Origin of the sequence: Ramlibacter sp. AN1133, assembly GCF_037890035.1 — a bacterium.
GTDB lineage: Bacteria > Pseudomonadota > Gammaproteobacteria > Burkholderiales > Burkholderiaceae_C > Ramlibacter.
Genome location: NZ_JBBKTQ010000008.1, coordinates 202434 through 229314 on the forward strand (window position 1 = coordinate 202434; position 26881 = coordinate 229314).

Below are 26881 nucleotides of genomic sequence, written 5' to 3' on the forward strand. Positions count from 1 at the left end.
CGCGGCTACGGCCGCGGCGGCGGCGCGGCGAGCCGCTGGGGACCCGCCGCGCGCCCGGGGCTTACTGGCTCACGGCTTGAAATGCGTGGCGGTGGCCGGCCATTGCGCGCTCCTGGCTGCGGGCGTACTTGCCACCCAGCAGGTAATACAGGCCCGCCGCGGAAACGGTCCCGGCGAGCCAGGAGAGATCCACGCCGCCCATGGCGGTGGCGATCGGTCCCTGGAACAGCGGGATGATTCCGAACATGAACAGGTAGGTGCAGGCCAGTCCGCCGAAGAAGGCCACCAGCGCCGCGGGGTTGAACCGGCGCATGTGCCTGGAATCCGGCCCCTCGAAGAGGAACTCGAAACTCGTCGTCCTGCGTTCGAACACGAAGAAGTGCACCGCCATGATGCCGCCCCAGGTGGCGACCCAGGCCACGATGGAGATCAGCCAGGCATCCAGCGCATGGGCGAAGTTCTTCTGCTTCATGAAGAAGACGACCGCGACCATCGCGAACACGCCCACCAGGATCGACAGCTTGCGCCGGGAGACCTTGATGTCCATCGCCTGCGCCGCCACGCCGAAGGTGTAGAGGTTGATGATGTTGGTGGCGATCGGGCCGTGGATGACGAGCGCCAGCACGGGAATGGCGAGCACGCCGAAGTTGTCGACGATCAGCGCGCCGGGGTCGGCGCTGCCGCTCTTGGTCGCCAGCGTGGCGCCCAGCACGCCCAGCCACACCACGGGAATGAACTGGCCCAGCGTGCTGGCCAGGTACAGGCGCAGCTTCGGCACGGACTTGCAGACGAAGCGCGAATAGTCGGGTGCATACGTGAACCAGCCGATGCCCCAGCCGATGCCGATCGCCGTCATCACCCCGCTCATGGCGGCCAGGCGCGGCATGCCGGTCAGGACCTTGCCCGCCGGGCCGGCATAGGACCAGTCGATGTGGAACTGCGTCCAGGCCACCAGGCTCATGGCCACCAGCACCAGCACCGTGGGCGGCACGGTCCATTTCTCGAACGCCGCGATGGCGCGGTAGCCCATGTAGCAGATGACCACCTGGATCGTCATGATGAAGGCGGCGGTCGACAGGCGCCACCAGAAGTTCTCCGCGGCCGGGTCGACCCAGCCGATCTTGCCGAACAGTGCCATCACCAGGTCGAGAATGATCCAGGTGTTCACCGCGCACCAGCCGACCGCCAGCGCCGCCTGGATGGCCGCCGGCAGGTAGGCTCCGTGGCGGCCGAAGGCGGCGCGGGAGAGCACCATGCCGGTGACGCCGGTGCGTTGCCCGAGCAGGACGAAGGCACCGAAGCCGAGCATCCCCACCAGGTTGCCGATCACCAGCACGGCAATCGTGTCCGCCAGCGAGAGGCCCAGGTTGATTCCGAGGGCGCCCAGGATCCAGTTGATCGGCGCGACGTTCGCGCCCGACCAGATCCAGAACTGGCCCCAGACGCTCGTGGTGCGCCGATGTTCGGGGATGGGTTGCAGGATCTCTTCGAGATCCGCGGCGTTGCTGCTATGGGTTGTCATTTGCCAGTCTCCAGGCAGGTGTCCTTGTGCGTGGCGCCTGGACGCGGGCGACCCGGTGGGCCGGTGCAAGCGTCAGGCTCCCTCTACCGGCAGCGGCTCCCGGGGCCAGGAAGCTGTCCTGGCCCCGGCGAGGCACCGCTGCCGTCAACCTTCTTCTCTCGCCGGACCGGCGCGGCGCACGCCGAGCCGGCCCGCATCGGACCGGGCAGGCGAACCCGCCCGGATCCGGTGCCGTCAAGCCTTGATGATGTTGTGCTTCGGCCCGTAAGGGAAGCCGGTGAGATTGCGATGGCCCGTTTCGGTAATGACAAGAATGTCGTGCTCGCGGTAGCCGCCCGCGCCCGGCATCCCCTCGGGCAGCATGATCATGGGCTCCATCGAGATCACCATGTCCGGCTCCAGCACCGTGTCGATGTCCTCGCGCAGCTCCAGCCCGGCCTCGCGCCCGTAGTAGTGGCTCAGCACGCCGAAGCTGTGGCCGTAGCCGAAGGTGCGGTACTTCAGCAGGTCGTGCTCGAGGTAGATCTCGTTGAGCTGGCGCGCGATGTCGCCGCACTTCGCGCCCGGCACCAGCAGCTTCTTGCCCTCGTCGTGCACCTTGCAGTTGATCTCCCAGAGCTTCAGGTGGGCGTCGCTCGCGTGGTCCAGGAACAGCGTGCGCTCGAGGGCGGTGTAGTAGCCGCTGATCATCGAGAAGCAGTTGAGGCTCAGGATGTCGCCCTTGCGCACCCGGCGCGTGGTGACCGGGTTGTGCGCGCCGTCGGTGTTGATGCCCGACTGGAACCAGGTCCAGGTGTCCATCAGCTCGCTGCCGGGGTAGCGGCGCGCGATCTCGCGCACCATGGCGGCCGTGGAGGCCAGCGCCACCTCGTGCTCGGGCACGCCCTCCTTCACGGCGGCGACCAGCGCCGCGCCGCCGATGTCGCACACCTGCGCGCCCGCGGCGATGAAGGCGATCTCCTCGGCGCTCTTGACCATGCGCATGCGCATGCAGGCGGCCGAGATGTCGACGAACTCCACGTTCGGCACGGCCTCGCGCAGCGCCTTGAGGCGATCCACCGGCAGGTGGTCGAACTCGACCCCGACGCGCCCGCGCGCCGGCAGGGACTCGGCGACGGCACGGAAGTAGTTGCCGCGCTGCCAGTCGGTGTAGGTCAGCGCGTCGTCGGCCACCGCCTTGCGCCAGGGCTGGCCGCCGTCGATGTTGGCGGCGATCACCGTGGTCTTCGCATGCGTCACCGCCAGCCCGTAGAAGCGGCCGAAGCTGCAATAGAGGAAGTCGCTGTAGTAGGCGATGTTGTGGTTGGAGGTGAACAGCGCGGCATCGATGCCCTGCGCTGCCAGGTGGGCACGCAGCGCCGCGATGCGGCGGGCGTACTCCTCCTTCGAAAAGCTGTTCCAGGCCTTGTCGCCGTTGCGCAGGCGGATGAGTTGCGGCATGTCCATCGGTGTCTTCTCCAGGTCGGTAGTGGGTGCAGCAATGGTGGTGCAGCACCCGTGCAGGCCCATCCGTGTTGCGACATCGCGTTTTGCGTTTGCGACGACGACCAACGGGGTTTTCCCGCAGGCCCGTCGCGACCACCGCAGCACGCCGCGACGTGCGGGACGCGCATGCGCCTGCGCCGCGATGCGGACCTTGGGCACGACGAGAACGGGACGGCATGCGTCGGTCGCCGCACGACGCAGGAGCCGGGCGGGCCAGCCCGCCAGGGCGAAATCAAGGAGGAGGCGCGGAAGCGGCGCCAGCGCGGGCAACGGTTCTCACCCGCGCCGGGGGACGTTCGCCCAGGCGGGCTGGCGCGCCCGGCTCCGGCCCAAGCGAAGCCGGCGACGCGGCCAACAGAACGAGCCAAGCCATCACGCCCGCCAAGAGAGGCGGACGGCGTTTCAGTCGAACGCGGTGCGCAACTGGCTGGAGATGCCTTCGACGCAGACCTCCAGCAGCAGCTTGCCCTTGGCCGCGGAGGCGGGCTTGGCCGACGAGAGGCAGCCGGAGCACGGCGTCCACTGCGGCTTGGTGGGGAAGAAGTCGTACGGCGGGAAGGTGGCGGGCGGCTGGTCGACGGCCTTGCTCATGTCCACCAGGTGCGGATGCAGGTGCAGCATCAGCGAGGTCTCCAGCACGCCGCCGTGCTCCACCGCCCAGCCCGGAAAGCCGTAGGGATAGATCTCGCGGATCGTGTCCTCGGTGACGAAGTCCCAGTACGACAGCACGACCACCGAGAAGTCGCGGATCCCCTCCCAGCGCAGCTCGCGCAGCGCCAGGTCCACGCCTTCGACGATGAACATCGAGTTCTCGAAGTGGCCGTTGACCAGCGCCACCTTGCGCACGCCATGGCGCGCGAACTCCTTGAGCACGTCCTTGATCGTGCTGGCCACGGTCAGCCCGTCCAGGCTGGTGGTGCCCGGCATGTGGTTGCCGCCGCCGCTCTTTTGCTGCGACTTGTAGCCGTAGGCGATCGGCGGCGCCACCAGCGCGCCGATGTTGCGGGCCACGCGCTCCGCCATCGCTGTGGGCAGCAGGACGTCGGGGTTCATCGACATGTGGGGACCATGCTGCTCCAGTGCCCCGATGGGCAGCAGCACCACCGTCCTGCCATGACGCACCTTCTCGTCGTACACCGGCCAGCTCAGCTCGGAAATGTGAACGCTGTCCATGGGGATCCTTTCTGCCTGCGATCCTGCGCCCCGCCGACCAAGGCCTGGGCCGCGGACGGCTGGGCCGATGGTGATGCAGCCCAGTGTGCGCCGCTTGGCGGGTGCGACCTGGCGTTTCCCGATTGCGACAGCGACCCTCGGGGTTTTCCCGCCTGTCCTCAGGCCCGCCGGCGCGCGCGATCGGCCGCGGGCGTGCAGCCGTGCGCCTCGCGGTAGCGCGTGATGAAGTGCGACATCGAAACGAAGCCCGTGGACTGCGCGATGTCCTCCACCGCGCGCGTGCTGCGCAGGAGCGCCGTGCGGGCCCGCTCCAGCCGCAGCTGCAGGTACTTGCGCGCCGGCGAGACGTCCAGCTGCTCGTCGAACAGGCGCTCCAGCTGGCGCCGCGAGATGCCGAGGCAGCGGGCGATCTCGGCCGGGCGCAGCGGCTCCTCCAGGTTGTTCTCCATCAACTCCAGGGCGGACACCACCAGCGGATGGCTGCCGCCCAGGCGGTGCCGCAGCGGCACCACCTGCTTGTCCTCCGTGCTGCGGGGCTGGGCCACCAGCAGGTCCCTCACCTGCTCGGCCAGGGTGCGGCTGCCCGGAGGCTGGCTCAGCAGCTTCGTCATCAGGTCCAGCGGGCTGACACCGCCGCTGCACGTATAGCGGTCGCGATCGATCTCGAAGAGCTGGTCCGAAACCTCGATGCCGGGAAAGTCCTCCAGCATCGCATCGCGGTCTTCCCAGTGGATGGTGCAGCGGTAGCCTTTGAGCAGCCCCGCCCTGGCCAGGAAGTAGCTGCCCGTGTCGATGCCGCCCAGGGCGGCGCCCCGCGCGGCCATGCGCCGCAGCCACGCGGTGGTCTCGCCGTAGCCGCGCTGCGGCAGCGGATTCGGGCCGACGACGAACACGGCGTCGAAGTCGTCCGCGTCGGCCATGCTGCAGTCCGGCACGACGCGGATGCCGTCGCTGGAAGACACGGGCTCCCGGCTGGAGGCCACGACGACGAACTCGAAGGCCCTGCGCTCCAGGACGCCATTGGCGATGCGCAGCGGGTCCACCGCCGAGCTCAGCGCGATGAGCGAGAAGTCGGGGACCACGAGAAATCCGAAGCGCTGCGAGCGGGCATTCACGATCGGGACCTCGAGCCTGGAGCAGGAACACGAAAGCCTACAGCGTGCCGACGCCACCCGGCAAGGCACCGGCCGGCGGATCGAAAGCAAAAAGCCTGCTACTTTTTCCGTAGCAGGCTCTTCATCTAGCGCAAAGCCGCATGCTGCACTTGCGCAAGCGCCTTGACGCGCATCGTGCAGCGCGTGGCGCAGCCGTCGACGCGCTCAAATTCTTGCCGCCGATGTCACGCATCGAGGCGGCCACGGCATGGCCACGCTGCAGGAGGGCGAGCACGGTGCGCCTGCCGAAGCCGCCGCTGGCGCCGGTGAGGAGGATCCTGCTTGTCATGGGGTCCCTCAATACGTTCCGACTTCGATGGGTTGCTCGCCGTCGATGGCGATGAGACGTTGCGCCCACGCCGCGAGCCAGGCCTGGCGCTGCGCGTCGTCGACGCGCGCCGCTGCGAAATTCACCTGCGGCGCCAGCACCGAATAGCCCTGGAAGGCCAGCATGCCCCGGTGGATGGGCCGCAGGATGGCCTCGAGGTCGCCGTTGAAGCCGCCGGCCTCGTAGGCGGGTGCCGGGCCACCGGTGGTCAGCGACAGGAGCGCGCGCCGGCCGCGGAAGGTGCCGTTGTCGTAGATGCGCCCGCCGCCGTAGGTGCGGCCCATGGCGAACACGCGGTCGACCCAGCCCTTGAGGATGGCCGGCAGCCCGAACCACCAGAGCGGGAACTGCCAGATCATCAGGTCGGCGGCCTCCATCTTGGCGATCTCCGCCTCGACGTCGGCAGCGAAGCCGGCGTGCTCGCTGGCGTGCAGCTCCTCGGCCTGCAGCTTCAGGTAGTCGGCGTCGTGCACGGTGGTGAAGTTGCGGCGGCTGGAGACCGGATCGAAGCCCATGCGGTAGAGGTCGCTGGTGGCGACCTCGTGGCCCGCACCGCGCAGGGTTTCGACCGCCGTGTCGAACATGGCGCCGTTGAAGCTGCGGCGCTCGGGATGGGCGAGGACGATGAAGACGTTCATGCCGGCTTCACCTCACAGCGGCATGCGCGCGCCGCCGTCCAGGTCGAGCAGCACGCCGGTGGCGAAGGTGTTGGCGATCAGCAGTTCGACCGCGCCGGCGATGTCCTCGCTGCGGCCCGTGCGGCCCACCGGCAGGGACTTCGCCGCCGCGGCGAACATGCCGGCCTTGGCCTCCGCCGGCATGCCGTCGTAGGCCGGCGTATCGACCAGGCCGGGCGAGACCACGTTGACGCGCAGCGGCGCCAGCTCGCGCGCCAGGGTCTGGGCCATCTGCGTGATGCCGCCGTTGACGGCCGCCAGTCCGGCCGTGCCGTTCATGGCCACGCGCGACGCCGCACCGGTGAGCATCACCACCGAGCCATCCTTGCGCAGGCGGGGCAGCGCGGCCTGCAGCGACTGCCAGTAGCCGATCAGCTTGGAATCGATGGCCCGGCGCAGCGCCTCTGCAGAAGTCTGGGCGAAAGGGCCCCAGGCGGGCGTGCCGCCGGCGGCCAGGACGAGGTGGTCCAGGCGGCCGGCCCGATCCATCAGGGCGGCCAGGGAGGCGGGATCCGCGGTGTCGGCGGCGATGCCGACAGCCTTCCCTTCGAGGGACTGCACCGCGGCTTGCAGCCTGCCGGCGTCGCGGCCGGCGATGAACACGTCGGCGCCGGCGCCGATCAGCCGCCGGGCGCTGGCCAGCCCCATGCCGCTGGAGCCGCCGATGATGAGGATGCGTTGTTGTGCGAGGGACATGGCGAATTCCGGTCTGGAAAGTGATGCGATGGAGGGAATGTAGGGATGCCCGCTCAATCCGTAAAATGGATCGTCGTTATAGCGATCATCCAAACAGCTGATGGAACCGCTGCTCCCCCGCCTGGACCTGAACCTGCTCGTCTCCCTCGACGCCCTGCTGGCCGAGCGGCACGTCACGCGGGCTGCCGCGCGGCTGGGCCTGTCCCAGCCCGCGCTGTCGGCGCAGCTCAGGCAGCTGCGGGAGGCCTTCGGCGACCCGTTGCTGGTGCCCTCTTCACCTCGCGGCATGACGCTCACCGCGCGCGCAGAGGCGCTGCGCGAACCGCTGCGCGAGCTGCTGGCGGGGGTGCAGGGCCTGCTGGCCAGCGGCCGCGGCTTCGATCCGCTGACCGCGCATGAGCGCTTCCGCATTGCCGCCACCGACGCCATCCACAGTATCGCGACCACACCGCTGGCCGCCCGCTTGCGGGTGCAGGCACCCCATTGCCAGCTGGCGATGCAGGCGGCCGACCTGCGCGACGTCGCCGAGTTGCTGGCCGCCGGAGAGCTGGACCTGCTGCTGCACACCCCAGGCGCGATCCCACCCACGCTGCATGCGCGCAAGCTGTACGAAGAGAGCTTCCTGTGCGTGCTGCGCAGGGACCATCCCGCCGCGCAGCGGCCGCTCGACCTCGACACCTTCTGTGCCTTGTCCCATGCGATGGTGTCGCCGGCGGGCGGCGGCTTCTCGGGGGCTGTGGACGATGCGCTGCAGGCGATGGGCCGCAGCCGCACGGTGCAGATCTCCATCAACAGCTTCCTGCTGGTGCCGGCCCTCATCGAGAGCTCCGACCTGGTCGCCACGGTGCCGGCGCGGCTCGCGCGGCGCTGGAGCGCCCGGCTGGCCGTGCTCTCGCCACCCTGCGAAGTGCCCGGGTTCAGCGTGGCGATGGCATGGCATCCGCGCGCCCATGCCGATCCGGCGCAGGAGTGGCTGCGGGAGGTGCTGCGCGAAACGGTCGCTGCAGCCTGATGCCGCGCGCGGGGCGGACGTGGATCGGACGCGCTACATCCAGCCCAGAGGCGGCCCGCCATCGACGGGAATGACGGCCCCGGTGATATGCGCAGGCCAGGTACGGTGCCCTTGACGTTGACATCGTGTCAATCCTGAGACTTCGTTCCATTCCGGTGAGTCGATCTTCTTCCGAGATCCGCCGGAATCCAGCCGAAAGCTGGTCCCAATCTGGAGAGGTCCCATCGTGAACAAGTCCATCATCGCGATCCTGCTGCTGTCGTCCGCCGCCGCCTTCGCAAACGAAGCTGCCGACGAACAGGCGAACCGGACGCCCTTCATCGGGTCGATGTCCCGCTCGGAAGTCAAGGCTGCCGTCGCCGACGCGAAGGCCAAGGGCACGCTGCGTTTCGACGAATACGCGGCGAACAGGCAACAGGCCAGCGGCTCGGCCCGGACCCGCGCCGAGGTCCGTAGCGAGGGGATCCAGACGGCGCGCAGCCACGCCGCCCACGAGCTGTATTGATGGCTCGAGTACGGCCGGACCGCCCGTACTTTCGGGGGTCCGGCTGCACTGCGCTCGCCCGCAAGCCACGGGAACTCGAACCCACCACAATCGGGGACGCCGGGCGCATGCGGCGAGGCTTCGTACGCCTGTTGGGAAGGCCGCCCTCTGCCGTGCGGCGCACCAGTGCTACCACGCGGGCCGCTTGACAGGCATCCGGGGTGCGCTGACATTGGCGGTCCACACCGCTCTTGCCCCGGAGGGCCCCATGGCGCACATGAATATCGGCGAAGCGGCGGTCGCCGCCGGCGTGACGCCGAAGATGATCCGGCATTACGAGTCGCTCGGCCTGATCCCCGACGTGCAACGCAACGAGTCCGGGTATCGCCTCTATTCGCCGAAAGAAGTGGCGATGCTTCGTTTCATTCGCCAGGCCCGGGCGCTCGGCTTCGCGATGAAGCAGATCGAATCGCTCCTGGCCCTGTGGCGTGACGATCACCGGGCGAGCCGCGAGGTGAAGGAACTCGCGCGGCTGCAACTCAAGGACCTGGAAGAGCGACAGCGCGAGATCGATGAGATGCGCACCACGCTGTCGCACCTCGTGGACTTGTGCAAGGGGGATGATGACCCTCACTGTGCGATCCTGGAACAGCTGTCCGCAGCCGGCCCGCAGCCGAGCGCGGCTCCCGAGCGCCCGGCAAGCAAGAATCTGAAGGAGGTTCGGGCGGGCTCGAAGGCGCCCGCCCGAAAGAGTGGTCGCGAGACTCAACCCCCTGCGGCCGCCACCGCACCGCACGCGGGGCTCATGGCATGGAGCCGCGGCCTGGGCCCATGAGCCTCATCCCGCCGGTTCTTCGAGCCACTTCGCATCCTCGCGCAACGGCCCGCTGAGCGTTCCCAGGAAGGCCACGAGCTGTCGCCTTTCCCATTCGCGAAGACGCCACTGACGGCATCGCGGCGCCCGGCGGGCAGTGCATCCCAGGCCGCGTTCGCTTCCACGGCCTGTACGGGCCCGGCGTGCGCCGGCAGGCCCGAGAGGTCGGGCAGCTTGCCGAATACCGCCTCGTACTCGGCGGGTGGTGCCGACGCCCTTCGCGAGCGCGGCGCCGTCCTGAAACAGCTGGTTCGGGAGGTGGCACGTGGCGCAGGCCACCTGGCCGTTGGCACTCAGGCGCTGGCGGCGAGGGGTCGGGACGTGGCTCATGTCACAGCTCCTTCAGGCGTGCCCATCGATACGAGCCGCGGTGGCCAGCGCCACGTGCGAGATGCCCAGGTCACGCAAGGCGTACGAATCCATCTGCGCCAGCTCGCGCAGGGCGCGGCGCGCGCGACGGGCTTCTTCCAGGCTCGAGGTGAAGCGCTGCCAGGCAGCAGCAAGGCGGGTGAGGACGGCGTTCATGGAGGCTCCTTGCGATGAGGGTTCGGTCGATGCGACCGCGCCGCAAGGTTCAGCCTTCCCGCGATGTCAAGGTCAAGGGCGATGCCAGCCCGCCGAGGGTGTTGACCTTCCCATCGTGTCAATCCGGAGCATTCGGGCTTCCCCACGCACCGGAGACCGAGATGCCCCCCAGCCCCACCCCGCTCGCTTCGTACGCCAGGAGCGGCCTCACCCTCGCGCTGTCGCTGCTGGCGACGGTCGCCATCGTCGCCTGCCAGCCGGCCGTCGGCGCGGCCGGCGCGGGATCCGCACCGGCTGCCGCGCCGCTGCCGATGGTGCAGGTCGCCGCCGTCCAGCAGCGCGCAGTGAAGCCGCAGTTCGCGCAGGTCGGCCGTGTCGAGGCCGCACAGCGCGTCGAGATCCGTCCGCGCGTCGGCGGTCCTATCGAGGCCGTGCTGTTCCGCGAAGGGGAACTGGTACGGGCCGGCCAGCCGCTGTTCCGGATCGACTCGCGCCCCTTCGACGTCGCCGTCGAACGCGCTCGCGCCGAACTGCAACTTGCGCGCGCCAGGGAATCGCTGGCGCGCAGCGAGGGCGAGCGCGCCGAGCGGCTGGCTGTCGACCAGGCCATCTCCGTGGAAGAGGTGGAGCGCCGGACGGCCGCGCACGCGGAAGCCGCGGCGCGCTCGGCCGCGGCGCAAGCCGCACTGGATGCCGCGGCGCTCGATCGGGAGTTCACCATCATTCGCGCCCCGGTGGACGGGCGCATCGGCCGCGCGCTGGTCACCGCCGGCAACTACGTGGCCGCTGGCGCCGGCCAGCCGCTCGCCAATCTGTCCGCCACCGCTCCGCTGCACGTGTACTTCGACATCGGCGACGCCGCGTTGATCCGGCAGATCGCCACGCAACGCAAGTCGGGCCAATGGCAGGCGCGTGTGCTCGACTCGCAGGGCGGATCCGTGCTTGCCACCGCTCCCGTCGACTTCATCGACAACGAGATGGCAGGCACCACGGGCACGCTGCGGCTGCGCGCGCGGCTCGACACGCCACCCGCCGGCCTGGTGCCGGGCCAGTTCGTGCGGGTGCAGCTCGCAGGGACCGCGAGCGACACGCTCCTGGTGCCTGAAAAGGCCATCGGTGTCGATCAGGGCCAGCGCTTCGTGCTGGTGGTCCAGGCGGACCAGCAGGTGGCCTATCGCCCTGTGCAGGCCGGCGCGGCGCACGGCGAGCTGCGGGCCGTCGCTTCCGGGCTGCAGCCCGGGGAACAGGTGATCGTGTCCGGGCTCATGAAGATCCGCCCCGGCATGAAAGTGCAGGTCCAGCCAGCCCCCGCCGCCGCCCAGGCCCAGGCCTCGAACCCTGCCAAGAGCTGAGGAGCGCCCGCATGAAATTCGCCCGCATCTTCATCGACCGGCCGATCGTCGCGATCGTGCTGTCGCTTCTGATCCTGCTGGCCGGCCTGGCCGCCATGCGCCAGCTGCCGCTGACCGAATATCCCTCGGTGATGCCGCCGACGGTCAACGTGACCGCCGGCTACCCGGGCGCGAATCCGGCGGTGATCGCCGACACGGTGGCCACGCCGCTGGAGACGGAGCTGAACGGCCTGTCGGGCCTGCAGTACATGAGCTCGCAATCTTCCGGCGACGGCCGCTATGCGCTGACGCTGACGTTCGCCCAGGGCACGGATGCAGCGCGGGCCGAAACCGAGGTCCAGAACCGCATCGCCCGCACGCTCTCGCGGCTGCCCGCCGAAGTGCAGCGCATGGGCGTCGTCGCCGAGAAGGTCTCTCCCGACATGCTGATGGTGGTGCACCTCGTCTCGCCCGGCGAGCGCTACGACCTGCTGCACCTGTCCAACTTCGCCCAGCTGAACATCCGCGACCGCCTGCTGCGCGTGCCCGGCGTGCGCACGGTGGCGGTGTGGGGTGCGGGCGAATACAGCCTGCGCGTCTGGCTCGACCCGGAGCGCATGCTGGCCTACGGACTCACCGCCGGCGACGTGGTCGCCGCCATCCGCGAGCAGAATATGCAGGTTGCGGCGGGCTCGGTCGGGCAGCCGGACGCACATTCTCGCCAGCAACTGCCGCTGTCCGTGACCGGCAGGCTTGCCGCCCCCGAAGCGTTCCGGGACATCGTGGTGCGGACCGGCGCCCATGGCGAGCCGCTGAAACTCTCCAGCGTCGCGCGCATCGAGCTGGGCGCCAGCCAGTACAGCCTGCGCAGCCTGCTGGACAACCAGCCCGCCGTGGCCCTGCAGATCACGCAGGACCCGTCCGCCAGTGCGTTGGAGGTCGCCCGCGCCGTTCGCGCCGAGATGCAGGAACTGCAGAAGGGCTTTCCCGAAGGCATCACGCACCGCGTCGCCTACGACCCGACGCTGTTCGTGCGCGCCTCGATCGCCAACGTGCTGCAGACGCTGGGCGAAGCCATCGTGCTGGTGGTGGTGGTGGTGCTGCTGTTCCTGCAGAACTGGCGCGCCGCCCTGATCCCGATCGCGGCCGTTCCGGTCTCCCTGGTGGGCACGCTGGCCGTCATGCAGCTGCTCGGTTTCTCCCTCAACACGCTGTCGCTGTTCGGACTGGTGATGGCGATCGGCATCGTCGTGGACGACGCGATCGTGGTGGTGGAGAACGTCGAACGCCACCTGGCCGGGGGACTGGCGCCGCGCGATGCCGCGGTGCGTGCGATGCAGGAAGTGACCGGGCCCATCGTGGTGATCACCGCCGTGCTCGCCGCGGTGTTCATCCCGACCGCCTTCATGGGCGGGCTTTCGGGCGAGTTCTACCGCCAGTTCGCGCTGACCATCGCGATCTCCACCATCCTCTCCGCCGTCAACTCGCTCACCCTGAGCCCCGCGCTCGCCGCCCTGCTGCTGAAGCCGCACGCGCCGGTGCAGGGCCGGCTCGCCCGGTGGCTGGGCGCTTTCAACCGCGGCTTCGACTCGCTCGCCGCCCGCTATGCCGCGTTCACCGGGCAAGCGGTCCGCCGCAGCGCGCGGCTGCTGCTCCTGTATGCCGCGCTGCTCGCGTTGACGGTGCTGGCCTTCCGCGCCATGCCGACGGGTTTCGTGCCAGCGCAGGACAAGTATTTCCTGGTGGGCATCGTGCAGCTGCCAGCCGGTGCATCGCTGGACCGCACGGAGGCCGTCACGCGGGAAATGACCCGCATCACCCTGGAGCAGCCCGGGGTGGAGAGCGTGGTCGCCTTTCCGGGCCTGTCGATCAACGGGTTCGTCAACAGCCCCAGCGCCGCGGTCGTCTTCGCGATGCTCGACCCGTTCGAACGGCGCAACAGCAAGTCGCTGTCGGCCGGTGCCATCGCCGGTGCCCTGAACGGCAAATTCGGGGCCATCGACGAAGGCTTCGTCGCGATCTTCCCGCCCCCGCCGGTGCCGGGCCTGGGCCAGACCGGGGGCTTCAAGCTGCAGATCCAGGACAAGGCACGCCTTGGCCCGCAGGAACTGGAGAAGGCGCTGCAACGGGTCATGGCCGCAGCAGGCCAGGACAAGCGGCTGGCTGGCCTCATGTCCGGCTACCAGGCGCAGGTGCCGCAGCTCGCGGTGGAGATCGACCGCGAGAAGGCCAAGGCCATGGGCGTTCCCATGAACGCACTGGCCGAGGCGTTGCAGGTCTACCTGGGTTCGCTGTACGTGAACGACTTCAACTACCTCGGCCGGGCCTGGCAGGTCAACGTGCAGGCCGACGCCGCCTTCCGCGCGGACGCCGAGGCCGTCTCACGGCTGTGGACGCGCAATGGCACGGGCCAGATGGTGCCGCTGTCGACGCTCGTGAACGTGCGCACGGCGATGGGTCCCGACCCGATCAGCCGCTACAACGGCCATGCCTCGGCCGATCTTTCCGGGGGCCCCGCACCGGGCGTGAGCGCAGGCGAGGCGGTTGCCGCCATGCAGGAGATCCTGGCGAAGGAACTGCCGGAAGGCTTCGCCCATGAGTGGACCGACCTGACTTACCAGCAGATGCGCGAAGGGTCGAGCGGCCTGCTCGTGTTTCCGCTGGCCGTGGCGCTGGCCTTCCTGATCCTCGCCGCCGCCTATGGCAGCTGGTGGCTGCCCGCCGCGGTGCTCGGCATCGTCCCTGCCGTGCTGCTGGGCGCGCTGGCGGGCGTGTGGGCCTCCGGGGGCGACAACAACCTGTTCACGCAGATCGCCTTCGTGGTGCTGATCGGGCTCGCTACCAAGAACGCGATCCTGATCGTGGAGTTCGCCCGCCGCCGCCAGCAGGAAGGCCTCGCGCCGACGGCCGCCGTGATGGAAGCGGCGCGGCTGCGCCTGCGCCCGATCCTCATGACCTCACTGGCCTTCGTGATGGGCGTGCTGCCGCTCGTGTTCGCGGCCGGCGCCGGCGCCGAGATGCGCCATGCGGTCGGCGTGGCGGTGGCGGCCGGCATGGCTGCCGTCACCGTGGCCGGCCTGCTGTTCACGCCCCTCTTCTACGTGCTGCTGCAGCGTCGCAGCGCTTCCTCCCCCGTCCTGCCTTCCAGCCCGGAGATCCGTCATGCCTAAGACCCTGCTGTCTGCCGTTGCCCTCGCTGCCGCACTGCTCGTCTCGCCCGCCTTCGCTGTCCAGGCCGCCGAGCCCTTCGCTCCTGCGCCTGTCGCCGTGCAGCAAACCGGCTGGTGGTCGATGCTCGGAGATGCGCAACTCTCCGCACTCGTCGAGCGCGGCCTGGCCGCCAACCTCGACGTCGCGCAGGCGCAGGCCCGCATCGCGCAGTCGCGGGCGTTGCTGGCGGGGGCGCGGGCCGCCTTGGGCCCCAGCGGCTCGGTCGGCCTGCAGGCGCGCGCCGCGCAGGCCAGCGAAAGCGAAGCACCGGGGATGGGCCGCGCGCAGCGGCGCGGCGACAGCGTGGGTGCCCTGCTGGAGTTCAGTTGGGAAGCCGACCTGTTCGGGCGCCAGCGCGACCAGGCCGGCGCGGCCTCCGAGCGTGTGCGTTCGAGTCAAGCGCAGCTCGATGCCGTGCGGCTGGCCGTAGCCGGCGAGATCGCGCACGCGTACTTTTCGCTCATCGGAGCGCGCGAGCAACTGCAGCTCGCCCGCACCGTTCACGCCAATCGCGTGCAGACGCTGGGCCTGGTGCGGACGCGGCTCGCCGCAGGGCTCGCGCGCCCACTCGACGAGGCGCGGGCTGCCGCAGAGAGCGAGGCGGCACAGGCGGAAATCCCGGGGCACGAGGCGGAGGAGCGCGTAGCGCTGCACCGCATCGCCGTGCTGACCGGTACCTCGCCGACGGGCTTCGAGCTGCGCACGCCCGATCGCCAGCCGGCGTCGATGATGGCCCTGCGCATCCCGGACGGCGCGCAATGGCTTGCGCACCGCCCGGACATCCGCCAGCTCGAATCGGAGCTGCGCGCACGCGCGCTGGATGTTTCGGCGCTGCGCGCCGAGTTCTATCCGCGGCTCACCATCACGGGTGTGCTCGGCTTCATCGCCGGATCGTTCACCGGATTGGGGAGCGGCGGCAGCCTGTCCTGGCTGGGGTCGCCTTCGCTGTTCGCACCCCTGTTCGACCGTCCGCGCATCCAGGCGCGGCTCGACGCCGCCACCGCCGGCCAGAAGGAGGTCCTCGCGGCGTACGAGCAGCGGCTGCTGCTCGCGACCGAAGAGGTCGCCAACGCAATGGCGCGCCACGACGCCGGCCAGCGGCAACTGCAGGCGCTGCATCGACAGGCGGCGCATGCCACCGATGCCGAGCGCCTCGCCGGCGCGCGCTACCGTGGCGGGGCCAGCGACCTGCTGGAACTGCTGGACGCACAACGCACGGCCCGGCAGGCGCAGCGCGCCTTGGCCGAGGCCCTCATGCTCCAGCGGCAGCACTTTGTGGCCGTACTGAAGGGACTGGGTGGTATCACGCCCCTTGGTTGACGGGCGGACGCGGCCCGGGCGTGACGCCGCCACCGCGGGAAGGCCCGCGGCCATGCGGCGGCACGCACGTCCTTGAAAACATGGCAGAAAACGTGGGATCCGCGACATGGCGGCCATTTCGCCACGGATCCACAGTTCGCCCCTGAAGGTCCCGAAAGCCAGAAGGAATGAATGACCATGAACCGAGCTGGATGCGATGCGCACCACGCTCGCCGCGCTGGTGGAGGACTGTGCGGGCGACGAGCGCTCGTGCTGTCCGATCCTGGAGCGGCTCTCGGCTCCCGCATCCACGCCTGTCGTGACCGACCGCAGTCCCGGCCGAACGCTCAAGCAGGTGAAGCCTGGCAGCTCGGTCGCGCAGCGTCGCCGCCCGATCCGGGTGCGCGCCAGCCAGCAAGCGACCGGCAGCCACTCTGGTCTGGTGGCCTGGAGCAGATCCTTCGCCGCCGCTGCGTGAAGCAAGCCGTCAGCGCCTGCCGACCTGGCGTCCGATCCTGCGCCCGACCTGAAGGGGGGAACCGGGACGCAGGAACTGCGGCAGGATCACCCACGCCGCACTGATGAACAGCAGGAAACCCATCTGCATCAGCGCATACGGCGCCAGGAACAGCACCAGCCACAGTCCGTCCGCCGTGGGGTCCGAAGGGTCGAAGTTGAAGGACACTGCGCGCAGCAATCCGTACAGACTGGTCCCGAGCACGATGCCCGTCAGGTAGTGCAGCGTGGCTCGCATGGACCGTTCGGCGGCGAACAAGGTCCTGAACTGGTCCCGGCCGGGAGCGAGGGATCTTCCGCGCATGTAGAGCAGCGAGGTGAAGGCGAAGAACACCGTCAGCACCGGCAAGCAGAAGGCGGCAAGTTGCCTGAATTCGAACCGGTACACGTGATGCGCCACGACCGTGAAGAAGATGGCAACCACGCTCGCTGCCGTGACCCCGAATTGAGCCTGCACGAGCAGGCTGCGAGTCCGCCGCGGGCGCTCGGGTCGGCGGTGCTGATCCGGAACGGCGGTGCCGAGGACAGCGGCCATGGTGCGGAGTGCGTGTTCCATGCCCGCAATGTCAAGCTTGCCACGACGTGAAGGTCAAGCGGCCGGACTCGCCTGCGCAGGGATCACCGGATGACTGGTGTTCAGGCGCCAGGCCATCGTCGCAGCATGTGCACAAGAGGAAACGGCCGGCCCGCTGAATCCACAGGGCTGCGATCGATCGTGCGGAACCCGAGACGCTCGTAAAAGCGCAGAGCCGCCGCGTTTTGCTCGTTGACGTCGACACGGATGGAGCCGCGCAGAAGACGCTGCGCATGCATCACCAGCGCGGTACCTACGCCTCTCCCATGGTGGACCGGATCGACGAAAAGAGCCTCGATGGAGCCGGGCGCAATTCCGATGAAGCCGATGGGCTCGCATCGATCTTCCGCAAGAACCCACCAGTCGATCTGTTCGCTGGCCAACTCGGCGGCGACCAGCGGTCCCAGTGCCGTAATCTCATGCGCCGCCAGGAAATGATGTGTGGCACGCACGGCACGTTCCCATAAGGCAAGCAGGTGTCCCCGTTCCGCCCCGCGCACCGGCCGGATCGTGGGCGGCATGGCACAGGCCATCAGCCCTTTTCCTCCTGCTGACGGCATGCCTGCACGATGACTCGCAGCTCCTCGGGGTCCATGTCCGACACCAGCTTGTGCGCCATGCCGCCGCGGGACCACTGGGCGATCCGGATTCCATCCACCACCGTCACCTTCACCGTGTCATCGGCCTGCCTGGTCGGCCAGATGTAATGGTCCACGAGATGCCGGCCGTGCTGGTAGACGATCACCGCCACCCGACGACCGTCCACGTAGTCGACGCGCCCGCCGAGGATGACTGTCCCCGGCACTTCGAGCGGCCGCACGGGCGGCGAGTAGTCCAGCTGGGTCGCGAACCAGGGCTTGACCGTGTGCTGGTCGGACGACGCGACATCGATCGAGCGCTGCGCCATCGTGGCGCGCACGTGGCTGGCCACAAGCTCCCGTTGCAGCCGTTCGGCGTCGCTGGAGCGCAGCAGCACGGGGTTGACCATCGCCGCGACGATGCTCGCCACCGCAAGGCCCGTCGCCAGCGGCCGAATGGCGAACCAGTCGGCCCCTACGGCGCGCACCCTCGCGCGCCAAGGTCGCGGACCCGAGGCACCCGGCGCCGGAGGCACCTTGGCGAGGCCGGACACCAGGGCCCGCAGGTGGGCCGGGGCCACATGGTATTGCGCGCCCTCGCGCAGCGCTTCGGACTGTCCGCGCAGGTCCTGGACCTGCGCGCGCAGCCCGGCGTCGAGCCTGAGGCGCTCCTCGAAGCGAAGCTGCGACGCCAGGTCCATCTCCGCGTCGACATACGCGTTGACCTGCAGTGTTTCGGTATCAGCGCGCATCTGCGGCCTCCCGTTCCTTCTTGCTGATGACCTGCTGCAGCTGCGGCCGAACCTCGCCTGCCAGCACCTTGCGCAGCAACTCGCGACCCCGCGCCAGCCGCGACATCACGGTGCCCACCGGGATGTCCGCGATCCGCGCGATGTCCTTGTAGGAAAGATCCTCCAGCTCGCGCAGCACGATCACTTCCCGGTACGCGGCCGGGATGGTGCTCAGCGCCCAGTTGATCTGCGCGCGTTCCGCGTTGCGCGCGGCGGCGGCCTGTGGTTCGTCGGTGGCGGGTGCGGCCACTTCGCGCCAGCTTTCCTCCGCGTCGTCCAGCGTCACGATTTCCGCGGGACGGTTCTGCTGCAGCCAGGACCAGCAGGTGTGGCGGACGATCTGCAGCAGCCACGGCCGCGCGTTGTCGCCCCGCATCGCGTGGAAGTAGCGCAGCGCGCGCAGGATCGCCTCCTGCACCACGTCGCTGGCATCGTGGTCATTGCGCGTCAACCACCGCGCCAGGTTGAACGCCGCGTCCAGGTGCGGAAGCACCATGCGCTCGAACCTGCGCTGTTCCTCATCATCGGCCACGGGAGCTCCTTGTCTCGTGCTGCCTGTACCGCGAGCAGGGCCGCCCTATTCCCACTGCGCGCCCGGCCGCTGCCACCTCCCGACGGACGGCGCCCGAAGCGATGCTCCGGAATAAGCAAGTGCCGCGAGCGGTCATGCAAGCGGGCGCGCCGGCCGCGCACCCGAAATCCGCCCACCGACCAGGAGCTCTCACATGGACTCATTGCAACGAAGGAAATTCCTCCGCCTGTCTGCCTATGGAGGCATGGTGTTCAGTTCGGGGCTGCCGCTCGCGCGCGCCCAGGACGGCATGCCGCCCGTCGACGACTTCTATTTCGTCCAGCTCTCGGATACCCACTGGGGCTACCAGGGCGACGCGAACCCCGACGCAAGCGTGACGCTGCCCAAGGCGGTCGACGCAGTCAACGCACTGCCGGAGCAGCCCGACTTCGTCGTGTTCACGGGAGACCTGACCCACACGACGGACGATCCCCGCGAGCGACGCAAGCGAATGTCGGAGTTCAGGGACATCGTGTCCCGCCTGCGCGTCGCAAGCGTGCGTTTCCTCGCCGGCGAACACGACGCCGCGCTGGACCAGGGCCGCGCGTTCCGGGAGTTCTTCGGCCCCAGCCGCTACACCTTCGACCACAAGGGGATCCATTTCATCGCGCTGGACAACGTCAGCGACGCTGCTGCCCGCCTGGGGGACGAACAGCTCTCCTGGCTGGCCGCCGACATCGAGCGCCAGCCGATGGATGCGCGCATCGTCGTACTCGCGCACCGGCCCCTGTTCGACCTCTACCCACAGTGGGACTGGGCCACGCGCGACGGCGCAAGAGCTGTCGAGATCCTGCAGGCGCGCCCCAACGTCACCGTGTTCTACGGTCACATCCACCAGGAGCATCACCACAGCACCGGGCACATCGCGCATCACTCGGCCCGCTCTCTGATCTTTCCATTGCCGGCTCCGGGCTCCCAACCGAAGCGCGCGCCGCTGCCCTGGGACGGCGCGCACCCGTACGCGGGGCTCGGGTTCCGCGAGGTGGAGGCGCACCGCACCGGCGCGTCTTACGAGCTGGCCGAATTCCCTGTCGTGAAAGCATCAACATGAATGCATTGCTTCACCGCCGCGCATTCGTCGGCAGCGCCGCGGCCATCGCACTGGCCAGCGGGGCCGGCCTCGCGATCACCCGGGCGGAGACCGCGCCCTCCCGCGTCGTGCGGGTGGTAGCCAGGAAGTTCGAATTCGTTCCCGCGCTGATCCAGGCGCGCAAGGGGGAACGCCTGGTCCTGGAGTTCACCGCGCCCGAGGTCCCCATGGGTGCGAACTTCGCGGACTTCGGGGTCCGCGTCGACATCGTTCCCGGCCAGGTGGCGACCCTGGAGTTCGTGCCGGACAAGGCGGGAACCTTCACCTTCGCGTGCGACGTGTTCTGCGGCAGCGGGCACGAAGACATGAGCGGAACGCTGGTCGTCAACGAGTGAGGAGTCGCAACATGGACGACACGCCAGCCCACCGGGGGCAACGCCGCGCCGTCATCGTGACCTTCATCAGCCTCTTCGCCGCTCGTGCGGCGCTGGCCCACGGCCCGTCCGAACGTGCCGCATCGTGGCGGGGCCGGTCAGCCCGCACGGGCACTGCGCGGCCTTCGCGGCGGCGCGGCGCTAGCGGCCCCCGGATGAGGTCTCGCCCTCGGCCAGCTGCTTAGCCAGGAAGAAGCTCGCGTGGCCGAGGGGATGGTCCGGCACCATCGCAAGTTCCCGGTAGCCGTGGCGGCGGTAGAAGCCCGGGGCCTGGAAGCTGTGGGTGGACAGCAGGACCAGGCGGCAGCCCGTCGCCCGTGCATGCCGCTCCACCGCCGCCAGGATGCTGCTCGCGATGCCCTGGCCGCGCAAGCGCTCCAGCACCCACAGGTACGACACGTAGCAGCAACCGCCCCAGGTGTAGCCGCAAACTCCCGCCTCGACGGCTCCGTCCTGCCCCTCCAGGGCGGCCGAGAAGCACTCGGCATCGTGGTAGCCGGTGGCCGCCGCGTTGTACGCGTAGATGCGTTCGCACAGGAATGCCTCGAATTCCGGTGCTTCGCCGCGGCGGATGTGGATGGGGATCATCGGGACGGACCGCTGGTGGTTGGCAGCGCGCGGCGCCTATTTCTTCATCGCGTCCGCTCCCGACGGGTTCGCCATGGAGTCGGTGCCCATGCCATCCTTCGACATGGCGTCTTTTCCCATGGCGTCGCGATGCATCGCCCCCTTCTTCATCGCGGCCGTCTTCATGCCGTCCTTCTTCATCGCGTCCTTCTTCATCGCGTCCTTCCGCATCGCGGCGCCGGTGTGCGGGGCGCCATCCTTTTGCATCGCGCCCCTGTCCATCGCATCGCCGCCCGGTGCGCCGGCGGCGGGCTCGGCGGCAAACGTGTGCGACGCGGCGAGCAGCAGGCCGGTGCACGCAAGTCTGGCCATTCTGTGGATCATCTTCAACCTCTCGTCAAAAGTGGATCGGACTCGATCCCACGGCTGTGGGATGCCGGCAGTGTCCGGTCGCCGCACTTGCGGAGTCCTCACCATGGCTTCAACGATTTGTGATAACTCGCAGCGGGCGATGTCGCGATAATTCCGCCACGATGGCCTCCCCGAAGCGCATCCTGATCGTCGAAGACGACCCGCACATCGCCGACCTGATGCGCATGCACCTGCAGGACGAGGGATTCGCGACCGCGCACACGCCGGACGGCGACGCCGCGATGCGCATGCTCGAGCGCGAACGATGGGACGCCCTGGTGCTCGACCTCATGCTTCCCGGCGTCGACGGGCTCGAGATCTGCCGACACGCCCGCGCGATGGCGCGCTACACGCCGATCATCATCACCAGCGCGCGCTCGAGCGAGGTGCACCGCATCCTCGGGCTCGAAATCGGCGCCGACGACTACCTGGCCAAGCCCTTCTCCGTGCTCGAACTGGTGGCGCGCGTCAAGGCCTTGCTGCGGCGAAGCGAAGCGTTCGCCCGCGGCGCCCGGCTCGAGTCGGGCACCGTGGAGATCGGCGGGCTGCGCATCGACCCGATCGCACGCGAGGTGCAAGTCGAAGGCAGACCGGCGGAGCTCACCCCGCGCGAGTTCGACCTGCTGCACTTCTTCGCCCGCCACCCGGGCAAGGTGTACTCGCGCATGGACCTGCTCAACCAGGTCTGGGGCTACAGCCACGACGGCTACGAGCACACCGTCAACACGCACATCAACCGCCTGCGCATGAAGGTCGAGGCCGATGCGGCTGCCCCGCGGCGGATCCTCACCGTCTGGGGACGCGGCTACAAGTTCGCACTGCCGGACGACACCGGCACGCCACCGTGAACAGGTTGTCACTGTCGCAGCGCCTGGGCGCGGTCTTCGTGCTCCTGCTCGTGGCATCGTGCATCGCCTCGGGCTGGCTGCAACTGCGCGCCAACGAGCAGCGCGAGCGCGAAGTGGTGCAGCGGCTTTCCATGGACCTCGCTTCGCACATCGCGCAGCACACGACGCTCATGGATCCGGCCGGCCTGAATGCCGCCGCCGTGCGCGAGCTGTTCTCCAAGCTGATGGACGTCAACCCCAGCGTGGAGGTGTACCTCCTGGATCTCGACGGCCACATCCTGGCGGACGCTGCGCCGCCCGGGCACCTGCGGCGCCGCACCGTGGACCTGAAGCCGGTGCGGGAATTCATCGCCGGCGCCGCGCTCCCGGTGCTGGGCGATGATCCGCGCACGCCCGCCGCGCGCAACGTGTTCAGCGCCGCCCCCCTGAAGGTGAACGGACGCGAAGCAGGCTACGTGTACGTGGTGCTCCTTGGCGAGCAGCACGCGGCGCTGGCCCGCCGCGCCAACGGCGACGACGTCCTGCGCTCCACCTTGTGGTCCATCGGCCTGGTCGGCGTGGGCGGGCTGCTGGCCGGCCTGGTGGCGTTCCGCTGGGTCACCCGGCCGTTGCGGCAGCTGACGCGCGCGGTCCACCAGCTGCAGGCCAATGGCACGGTGGCCGTGGCGGGCGATGGTGCGCCCGGGCGCCGCGCGACCGAAGCGGATGGCGACGAGATCCGCACCCTGCGCCGAGCCTTCGAGCAGATGGCCCACCGCATCGCGACGCAGTGGGGCGAGCTGAGCGCGCAGGACCGGCAGCGGCGCGAGCTGGTGGCGAACATCTCGCACGACCTGCGCACGCCGCTCACCTCCCTGCACGGCTACCTGGAAACGCTGCGCGTCAAGGCCGATCACCTGTCACGGGCCGACCAGGAACGTTACCTCGACATCGCGCTGGGGCAGAGCCGGAAGGTGAACCGCCTCGCGGAGGAGCTGTTCGAGCTGGCCCGGCTCGAACATGGCGGCGTGAAGCCGGCGACGGAAAGATTCTCGCTGCCGGAGCTGCTGCAGGACGTGGTGCAGAAGTTCGAGCTGCCGGCGCAGGCACGCAGCCAGCGCCTGCTGCTGGAGATCGCGCCCGACCTGCCGCCGGTTGCCGGCGACATCGGCATGATCGAACGCGTGCTCACCAACCTCCTGGACAACGCGATCCGCCACACGCCCGCCGGCGGGATGGTGCGCGTCCTGCTCGGACGCGAGGCCGACGCGGTCCGGGTGCAGGTCGCCGACACCGGCCCGGGCGTGCCCGAAAGCCTGCGCGAAGGCCTGTTCGACCGGCCGCCGATCGCCTCCGGCCGGCGCACCGGTGGTGGCCTCGGGCTGCTGATCGTGCGGCGCATCCTGCAGCTGCATGGCAGCGACATCCAGCTGGTGACGGCGGCTGGCCAGGGCGCCGTCTTCGAGTTCCGGGTCGGGACCTGGCGCGAGCCACAGCCGCTCTGATTCCACCCCTCAGGCGGCATTCCAGACAGCGTTCTGCAGCACGACGCGATAGCCGTCGGGGTCCTCGTACGTGAGGCCCTGGCGATCCCAATACGGGTTCCACGCCGGCACGGGCGCGAAGCCCGCCCGTTGCATCGAGGCCACCGCCGCCTGCCACGCCTCGCGTTGCGGCAGGTAGAAGACGAGCAGGTGGTCGCGCGAGGGCGCCCGGCCAGCCGGGTGGCCTTGCTGATGCGTGAACTCGAGCTGCCAGGGCAGGCCGTGGCCGCCGAGGATCACGCCGTCGAAGCCTTGGTGGCCGCTGAAGGATGCGAGCAATTCCAGCCCCAACCCCTCGCGGTAGAACGCCAGCAAGGCGTCGAGGTCGTCGCTGGGACGCGCCAGGCGCAGCATCGTGGCGGATTCGGAAACATCGGGCATCGCGTTCACCTCCTGCACACAATTACCGCGGCGCGGCCGGATCCATTCCCGCCACCTCGAAAGCCGGACGCAGCCACCGGCCATGCGCCGCCGGCGGGAATCCGCACTCCGCGCGGGCAGTAGTGCGATACGGGCGCGCCGTGCGCCCGCCGCTCACGAGGAGACACTGCCCCATGGACACCACCTGCCATTGCTTCGCGCCGAGGCGAACCGCGCTCGCCGCCGCCCTGCTCGGCGCCTTCGCCGCCGGCGGCACCCGCGCCGACGAGCTGGGCGACCTGAAGGCGCAGCTGGACACGCTGCAGAAGAAGGTCACCGCGCTGGAGGCGGCAGCGTCCGAACCGAAACCGGCGACGGTGACGGCGGGACCCACGCCGGGCTCGTTCCGGCTCCCCGGCGCCAGCACCTCGGTCACGATCGGCGGCTACGTCAAGCTGGACGCGATCTTCAGCGACAGGAGCGCGGGCGCCGGCAATGTCGCCGACCAGCAGCTGTCGCCGGGCAGCATCCCCGTGGGTCCGGACGCAGGCGCCAACGAGCGCAACCAGCTCAAGGTCCACGCACGGCAGTCGCGGATCTTCTTCAGGACCGCGACACCGACGGCATGGGGCGAACTCACCACCTACCAGGAGTACGACCTGTTCGGCGCCGCGGGCACCGAGAACGTCACCAACAGCAATGGGCTGCGCGCGCGCCACCTGTACGGCTCGCTGGGGCACCTGCTGGCGGGGCAGACCTGGACCACCTTGTCGGAGCCGGCGGCCTACCCCGAGACGCTGGACTTCGGCGGCGCCGCCGGCGTGATCTTCGCGCGCCAGGCGCAGCTGCGGTGGACGCAGCCGTTCGCCGGCGGCGAGTGGTCCGTCGCGGTGGAGAACCCCGAAACGGTGGTGGCCGCGTCGACAGGCGCCAGCCTCGCGGCCGACGATGACCGCCTGCCGGATCTGGCGGCGAACGCGAAGTTCCAGACCCGTTTCGGCAAGTACACCATCGCTGCTGGCGTGCGGCAGTTGCGCCTGGATTCCGCGAGCGCCCCCGCCAGCGTCGCCCACAAGTTCGGGGGCACCGTCGGCGTCAATGCGGTCGTGCCCTTCGGGGCCGATGACCTGCGCGCCTCGGCCTACGTCGGCAACGCGATCGGCCGCTATGCCAACGGCTTCTTCAACGATGCGTTCGTCGCTGCCGACGGCCACCTCTCGCTGGCGCGGCAGTGGGTGGCCTTCGCCGCGTACCGGCACTTCTGGGCGCCCGGTCTGCGCTCGACGCTCGCGCTGTCGCAGGCGCAATCCGCGAATGCGGAAGGCACCGGCGGCACGGTGAACCGCAGCGCCCGGTCTGCGCACCTGAACCTGATCTGGAGCCCGGTGCCGCAGACCAACTTCGGGCTCGAACTCATCGCCGCGCGACGCGAGACGCAGGACGGCCAATCGGGATCGCTGCACCGCCTGCAGGCTTCGGCCCAGTACCTGTTCTGAGGCGTGCGTGCGAAGGGGCGTCCAGAGCGCCTCTTCCCCCCGACGCCCAGCGCCCTAGCTGCGCCGCCCGGCGGGCGCCGGCGGCTGGCCCCCGCGGGCTTCCTCCAGCAGTTGCCGGATCACCTGTTCCGAGCGTTCGTACTCGCCCTCACCGAAGTGATGGAAGCGGATGCGGCCCTGCGCGTCGACGAAGTAGTGCGCCGGCCAGTACTGGTTGGAAAACGAGCGCCAGATCGCGAAGTTGTTGTCCACGGCGATGGGAAAGCCCAGGCCCAGGTCCCGCGCCGCGCGCCGGACGTTCTCGATGCGCCGCTCGAAGGCGAACTCGGGCGAGTGCACGCCAATGACGACGAGGCCCTGGTCCTTGTACTTCTCGTGCCAGGCGCGCACGTAGGGCAGCGCGTGCTGGCAGTTGATGCATGCGAAGGTCCAGAAGTCGACCAGCACCACCTTGCCCTTGAGCGCCTCGCGCGTGAGCGGGGGGGAGTTCAGCCAGGTGGTCGCGCCCTCCAGATCGGGCAGCATGCCCTCCACGGGGAGCGGCGCCGCCGGCTTGGCCAACCCGGTCCGAAGCAGGGCGTCCGGCTCGAAAGCGGCCGGATCCGGAATCAGGCTCGCGCCCGGGTGCGGCAGGCGCTGCGGGCTGAAGCGCTCCAGCAGGTGCTGCTCCAGCCGGGTCGCGCCGCTGCTGCCGGAGAGCCGTGCCAGCAGGCCGGTGTCGAGGCCGAGGGCGATGGTTCCGACGCCCAGGAGCACCGCGGCACCGATGGCCCGGCGCAGGACCTCCACCGCACCCATCGAGCGCCGCAGGAGCGCGAACGCGCGCCCGCCGGCCCACAGCACCAGTGCGAGTGACGTCGCCGCACCGGCGGCATAGGCGGCGAGCAGGCCGGCCGTGTACGGAGTGACGCCGTGCAGCACGGCAGCCGTGAGCACGAGTCCGAGCACCGGCCCCGCGCACGGCGCCCACAGCAGGCCCGTTGCGGCGCCGAGCAGGAAGGACTGCAGGATGGAGTTGCCCCTGCGCGCACCGGCGCGTTGGGCGCTCTCCGCGAGGCGCTCGCCCGCGCTGACCAGCGGCCGCATCCAGCGGCTGGCCAGCCGCGGCACCAGCAGCGACACGCCGACCAGGGCGAGCACGAGCAGCGCCACTTGCCGCGCCGCCTCGTTGGCCTCCACGACCCAGCTGCCGCCGACGCTCGCCAGCGTGCCGACGACCGCGAAACTGAACGCCAGGCCCACCAGCATCGGCAGGCCGTTCTGCAGGAACGGCCGGTCCACGCGGGTGAACACGAAGGGGACGACCGGCAGGATGCAGGGACCGAGGATGGTCAGCGTGCCGGCCACAAAGGAGAGCAGGAGCAGCAGCATGATGGAACCTCCGGAATGCGCGCGAAGCGGCGGCCTCGCCG

Annotated in this window: 28 protein-coding genes; 12 read left to right on the forward strand and 16 right to left on the reverse strand. The window is 69.6% G+C overall.

Annotated features, from left to right (window positions below):
• Positions 1 to 61: 61 nt before the first annotated feature.
• The 6 genes from WG923_RS13590 to WG923_RS13615 form a co-directional block, all read right to left on the reverse strand.
• A complete protein-coding gene (locus tag WG923_RS13590) occupies positions 62 to 1522 on the reverse strand; it encodes a purine-cytosine permease family protein (RefSeq protein ID WP_340351508.1) in 1461 nt (486 codons plus the stop codon).
• A gap of 234 nt (positions 1523 to 1756) precedes the next feature.
• Positions 1757 to 2968, reverse strand: a complete 1212-nt coding sequence (locus WG923_RS13595) for a M24 family metallopeptidase (protein ID WP_340351509.1) — start codon at positions 2966 to 2968, stop codon at positions 1757 to 1759.
• A 441-nt stretch (positions 2969 to 3409) separates the two neighbouring features.
• Entirely contained in the window at positions 3410 to 4180 is a 771-nt protein-coding gene (locus tag WG923_RS13600) for a creatininase (protein ID WP_340351510.1), read from the reverse strand.
• 158 nt (positions 4181 to 4338) lie between these two features.
• Positions 4339 to 5295, reverse strand: coding sequence for a GlxA family transcriptional regulator (locus tag WG923_RS13605; protein ID WP_340351511.1), 957 nt, complete (start codon positions 5293 to 5295; stop codon positions 4339 to 4341).
• 336 nt (positions 5296 to 5631) lie between these two features.
• Complete coding sequence (locus WG923_RS13610) at positions 5632 to 6300, reverse strand: NAD(P)H-dependent oxidoreductase (RefSeq protein WP_340351512.1); 669 nt, start codon at positions 6298 to 6300, stop codon at positions 5632 to 5634.
• Between the two features lie 12 nt (positions 6301 to 6312).
• On the reverse strand, positions 6313 to 7035 hold the full coding sequence (locus tag WG923_RS13615) for an SDR family oxidoreductase (RefSeq protein ID WP_340351513.1): 723 nt from the start codon (positions 7033 to 7035) through the stop codon (positions 6313 to 6315).
• Between the two features lie 100 nt (positions 7036 to 7135).
• Here WG923_RS13615 and WG923_RS13620 point away from each other — a divergent pair, with 100 nt between their 5' ends.
• The 3 genes from WG923_RS13620 to WG923_RS13630 all read left to right on the forward strand — a co-directional run bounded on the left by WG923_RS13620 (position 7136) and on the right by WG923_RS13630 (position 9366).
• Positions 7136 to 8047: a LysR family transcriptional regulator gene (locus WG923_RS13620; RefSeq protein WP_340351514.1), complete on the forward strand. Its 912-nt coding sequence runs from the start codon at positions 7136 to 7138 to the stop codon at positions 8045 to 8047.
• A 226-nt stretch (positions 8048 to 8273) separates the two neighbouring features.
• Positions 8274 to 8552: a hypothetical protein gene (locus WG923_RS13625; protein WP_340351515.1), complete on the forward strand. Its 279-nt coding sequence runs from the start codon at positions 8274 to 8276 to the stop codon at positions 8550 to 8552.
• A gap of 247 nt (positions 8553 to 8799) precedes the next feature.
• Positions 8800 to 9366, forward strand: a complete 567-nt coding sequence (locus WG923_RS13630) for a MerR family transcriptional regulator (protein ID WP_340351516.1) — start codon at positions 8800 to 8802, stop codon at positions 9364 to 9366.
• 3 nt (positions 9367 to 9369) lie between these two features.
• On the opposite strand, the gene WG923_RS30420 is transcribed toward WG923_RS13630, so the two are convergent.
• Positions 9370 to 9735: a cytochrome c peroxidase gene (locus WG923_RS30420; RefSeq protein WP_445322926.1), complete on the reverse strand. Its 366-nt coding sequence runs from the start codon at positions 9733 to 9735 to the stop codon at positions 9370 to 9372.
• Positions 9736 to 9747: 12 nt separating this feature from the next.
• Positions 9748 to 9930 (reverse strand): DUF1127 domain-containing protein, encoded by a 183-nt coding sequence (locus WG923_RS13635; RefSeq protein ID WP_340351517.1) that lies wholly within the window; start codon positions 9928 to 9930, stop codon positions 9748 to 9750.
• 161 nt (positions 9931 to 10091) lie between these two features.
• Here WG923_RS13635 and WG923_RS13640 point away from each other — a divergent pair, with 161 nt between their 5' ends.
• The 4 genes from WG923_RS13640 to WG923_RS13655 all read left to right on the forward strand — a co-directional run bounded on the left by WG923_RS13640 (position 10092) and on the right by WG923_RS13655 (position 16248).
• The gene (locus tag WG923_RS13640; RefSeq protein ID WP_340351518.1) at positions 10092 to 11282 is read left to right on the forward strand and encodes an efflux RND transporter periplasmic adaptor subunit; all 1191 of its coding nucleotides are present in this window, start codon (positions 10092 to 10094) and stop codon (positions 11280 to 11282) included.
• Positions 11283 to 11293: 11 nt separating this feature from the next.
• The gene (locus WG923_RS13645; RefSeq protein WP_340351519.1) at positions 11294 to 14431 is read left to right on the forward strand and encodes an efflux RND transporter permease subunit; all 3138 of its coding nucleotides are present in this window, start codon (positions 11294 to 11296) and stop codon (positions 14429 to 14431) included.
• On the forward strand, positions 14424 to 15791 hold the full coding sequence (locus tag WG923_RS13650) for an efflux transporter outer membrane subunit (protein ID WP_340351520.1): 1368 nt from the start codon (positions 14424 to 14426) through the stop codon (positions 15789 to 15791). Before WG923_RS13645 ends, WG923_RS13650 begins: the two co-directional genes overlap by 8 nt.
• A gap of 196 nt (positions 15792 to 15987) precedes the next feature.
• A complete protein-coding gene (locus WG923_RS13655; protein WP_340351521.1) occupies positions 15988 to 16248 on the forward strand; it encodes a hypothetical protein in 261 nt (86 codons plus the stop codon).
• Between the two features lie 9 nt (positions 16249 to 16257).
• Here the strand turns inward: WG923_RS13655 and WG923_RS13660 are convergent, their stop codons facing one another.
• From WG923_RS13660 to WG923_RS13675, 4 genes are all read right to left on the reverse strand, one after another.
• A complete protein-coding gene (locus WG923_RS13660) occupies positions 16258 to 16821 on the reverse strand; it encodes a hypothetical protein (RefSeq protein WP_340351522.1) in 564 nt (187 codons plus the stop codon).
• Positions 16822 to 16922: 101 nt separating this feature from the next.
• Positions 16923 to 17393, reverse strand: coding sequence for a GNAT family N-acetyltransferase (locus tag WG923_RS13665; RefSeq protein ID WP_340351523.1), 471 nt, complete (start codon positions 17391 to 17393; stop codon positions 16923 to 16925).
• A complete protein-coding gene (locus WG923_RS13670) occupies positions 17393 to 18190 on the reverse strand; it encodes an anti-sigma factor family protein (RefSeq protein ID WP_340351524.1) in 798 nt (265 codons plus the stop codon). The genes WG923_RS13665 and WG923_RS13670 overlap by 1 nt, the downstream gene beginning before the upstream one ends.
• Entirely contained in the window at positions 18180 to 18761 is a 582-nt protein-coding gene (locus WG923_RS13675) for a sigma-70 family RNA polymerase sigma factor (RefSeq protein ID WP_340351525.1), read from the reverse strand. Before WG923_RS13675 ends, WG923_RS13670 begins: the two co-directional genes overlap by 11 nt.
• A gap of 193 nt (positions 18762 to 18954) precedes the next feature.
• Between WG923_RS13675 and WG923_RS13680 the strand changes: the two genes are divergently transcribed.
• Positions 18955 to 19851 (forward strand): metallophosphoesterase family protein, encoded by an 897-nt coding sequence (locus tag WG923_RS13680; RefSeq protein WP_340351526.1) that lies wholly within the window; start codon positions 18955 to 18957, stop codon positions 19849 to 19851.
• Positions 19848 to 20225 (forward strand): cupredoxin domain-containing protein, encoded by a 378-nt coding sequence (locus WG923_RS13685; RefSeq protein WP_340351527.1) that lies wholly within the window; start codon positions 19848 to 19850, stop codon positions 20223 to 20225. Before WG923_RS13680 ends, WG923_RS13685 begins: the two co-directional genes overlap by 4 nt.
• A gap of 180 nt (positions 20226 to 20405) precedes the next feature.
• On the opposite strand, the gene WG923_RS13690 is transcribed toward WG923_RS13685, so the two are convergent.
• Both WG923_RS13690 and WG923_RS13695 read right to left on the reverse strand, forming a co-directional pair.
• Positions 20406 to 20852 carry a GNAT family N-acetyltransferase gene (locus tag WG923_RS13690; RefSeq protein ID WP_340351528.1) on the reverse strand — a complete coding sequence of 149 codons (447 nt, stop codon included), beginning with the start codon at positions 20850 to 20852 and terminating at the stop codon, positions 20406 to 20408.
• 36 nt (positions 20853 to 20888) lie between these two features.
• Entirely contained in the window at positions 20889 to 21215 is a 327-nt protein-coding gene (locus WG923_RS13695; protein ID WP_445322929.1) for a pentapeptide MXKDX repeat protein, read from the reverse strand.
• 149 nt (positions 21216 to 21364) lie between these two features.
• Here WG923_RS13695 and WG923_RS13700 point away from each other — a divergent pair, with 149 nt between their 5' ends.
• Both WG923_RS13700 and WG923_RS13705 read left to right on the forward strand, forming a co-directional pair.
• Complete coding sequence (locus WG923_RS13700; protein WP_340351529.1) at positions 21365 to 22090, forward strand: response regulator transcription factor; 726 nt, start codon at positions 21365 to 21367, stop codon at positions 22088 to 22090.
• Positions 22087 to 23574, forward strand: a complete 1488-nt coding sequence (locus WG923_RS13705) for a sensor histidine kinase (protein ID WP_340351530.1) — start codon at positions 22087 to 22089, stop codon at positions 23572 to 23574. The genes WG923_RS13700 and WG923_RS13705 overlap by 4 nt, the downstream gene beginning before the upstream one ends.
• A gap of 9 nt (positions 23575 to 23583) precedes the next feature.
• Here WG923_RS13705 and WG923_RS13710 read toward each other — a convergent pair whose 3' ends face one another.
• Entirely contained in the window at positions 23584 to 23994 is a 411-nt protein-coding gene (locus WG923_RS13710) for a VOC family protein (RefSeq protein WP_340351531.1), read from the reverse strand.
• 173 nt (positions 23995 to 24167) lie between these two features.
• Here WG923_RS13710 and WG923_RS13715 point away from each other — a divergent pair, with 173 nt between their 5' ends.
• The gene (locus WG923_RS13715; protein WP_340351532.1) at positions 24168 to 25469 is read left to right on the forward strand and encodes a DcaP family trimeric outer membrane transporter; all 1302 of its coding nucleotides are present in this window, start codon (positions 24168 to 24170) and stop codon (positions 25467 to 25469) included.
• 54 nt (positions 25470 to 25523) lie between these two features.
• On the opposite strand, the gene WG923_RS13720 is transcribed toward WG923_RS13715, so the two are convergent.
• Positions 25524 to 26840 (reverse strand): cytochrome c biogenesis protein DipZ, encoded by a 1317-nt coding sequence (locus tag WG923_RS13720; RefSeq protein WP_340351533.1) that lies wholly within the window; start codon positions 26838 to 26840, stop codon positions 25524 to 25526.
• Between the last annotated feature and the right edge of the window lie 41 nt (positions 26841 to 26881).

Coding starts and splice junctions, on each gene's coding strand:
- WG923_RS13590 (WP_340351508.1), bottom strand. CDS start 1,522: ATGACAACCCATAGCAGCAACGCCGCGGATCTCGAAGAGATCCTGCAA.
- WG923_RS13595 (WP_340351509.1), bottom strand. CDS start 2,968: ATGGACATGCCGCAACTCATCCGCCTGCGCAACGGCGACAAGGCCTGG.
- WG923_RS13600 (WP_340351510.1), bottom strand. CDS start 4,180: ATGGACAGCGTTCACATTTCCGAGCTGAGCTGGCCGGTGTACGACGAG.
- WG923_RS13610 (WP_340351512.1), bottom strand. CDS start 6,300: ATGAACGTCTTCATCGTCCTCGCCCATCCCGAGCGCCGCAGCTTCAAC.
- WG923_RS13615 (WP_340351513.1), bottom strand. CDS start 7,035: ATGTCCCTCGCACAACAACGCATCCTCATCATCGGCGGCTCCAGCGGC.
- WG923_RS13620 (WP_340351514.1), top strand. CDS start 7,136: ATGGAACCGCTGCTCCCCCGCCTGGACCTGAACCTGCTCGTCTCCCTC.
- WG923_RS13630 (WP_340351516.1), top strand. CDS start 8,800: ATGGCGCACATGAATATCGGCGAAGCGGCGGTCGCCGCCGGCGTGACG.
- WG923_RS30420 (WP_445322926.1), bottom strand. CDS start 9,735: ATGAGCCACGTCCCGACCCCTCGCCGCCAGCGCCTGAGTGCCAACGGC.
- WG923_RS13635 (WP_340351517.1), bottom strand. CDS start 9,930: ATGAACGCCGTCCTCACCCGCCTTGCTGCTGCCTGGCAGCGCTTCACC.
- WG923_RS13640 (WP_340351518.1), top strand. CDS start 10,092: ATGCCCCCCAGCCCCACCCCGCTCGCTTCGTACGCCAGGAGCGGCCTC.
- WG923_RS13645 (WP_340351519.1), top strand. CDS start 11,294: ATGAAATTCGCCCGCATCTTCATCGACCGGCCGATCGTCGCGATCGTG.
- WG923_RS13650 (WP_340351520.1), top strand. CDS start 14,424: ATGCCTAAGACCCTGCTGTCTGCCGTTGCCCTCGCTGCCGCACTGCTC.
- WG923_RS13655 (WP_340351521.1), top strand. CDS start 15,988: ATGCGCACCACGCTCGCCGCGCTGGTGGAGGACTGTGCGGGCGACGAG.
- WG923_RS13660 (WP_340351522.1), bottom strand. CDS start 16,821: ATGGCCGCTGTCCTCGGCACCGCCGTTCCGGATCAGCACCGCCGACCC.
- WG923_RS13665 (WP_340351523.1), bottom strand. CDS start 17,393: ATGGCCTGTGCCATGCCGCCCACGATCCGGCCGGTGCGCGGGGCGGAA.
- WG923_RS13670 (WP_340351524.1), bottom strand. CDS start 18,190: ATGCGCGCTGATACCGAAACACTGCAGGTCAACGCGTATGTCGACGCG.
- WG923_RS13680 (WP_340351526.1), top strand. CDS start 18,955: ATGGACTCATTGCAACGAAGGAAATTCCTCCGCCTGTCTGCCTATGGA.
- WG923_RS13685 (WP_340351527.1), top strand. CDS start 19,848: ATGAATGCATTGCTTCACCGCCGCGCATTCGTCGGCAGCGCCGCGGCC.
- WG923_RS13690 (WP_340351528.1), bottom strand. CDS start 20,852: ATGATCCCCATCCACATCCGCCGCGGCGAAGCACCGGAATTCGAGGCA.
- WG923_RS13695 (WP_445322929.1), bottom strand. CDS start 21,215: ATGATCCACAGAATGGCCAGACTTGCGTGCACCGGCCTGCTGCTCGCC.
- WG923_RS13700 (WP_340351529.1), top strand. CDS start 21,365: ATGGCCTCCCCGAAGCGCATCCTGATCGTCGAAGACGACCCGCACATC.
- WG923_RS13710 (WP_340351531.1), bottom strand. CDS start 23,994: ATGCCCGATGTTTCCGAATCCGCCACGATGCTGCGCCTGGCGCGTCCC.
- WG923_RS13715 (WP_340351532.1), top strand. CDS start 24,168: ATGGACACCACCTGCCATTGCTTCGCGCCGAGGCGAACCGCGCTCGCC.
- WG923_RS13720 (WP_340351533.1), bottom strand. CDS start 26,840: ATGCTGCTGCTCCTGCTCTCCTTTGTGGCCGGCACGCTGACCATCCTC.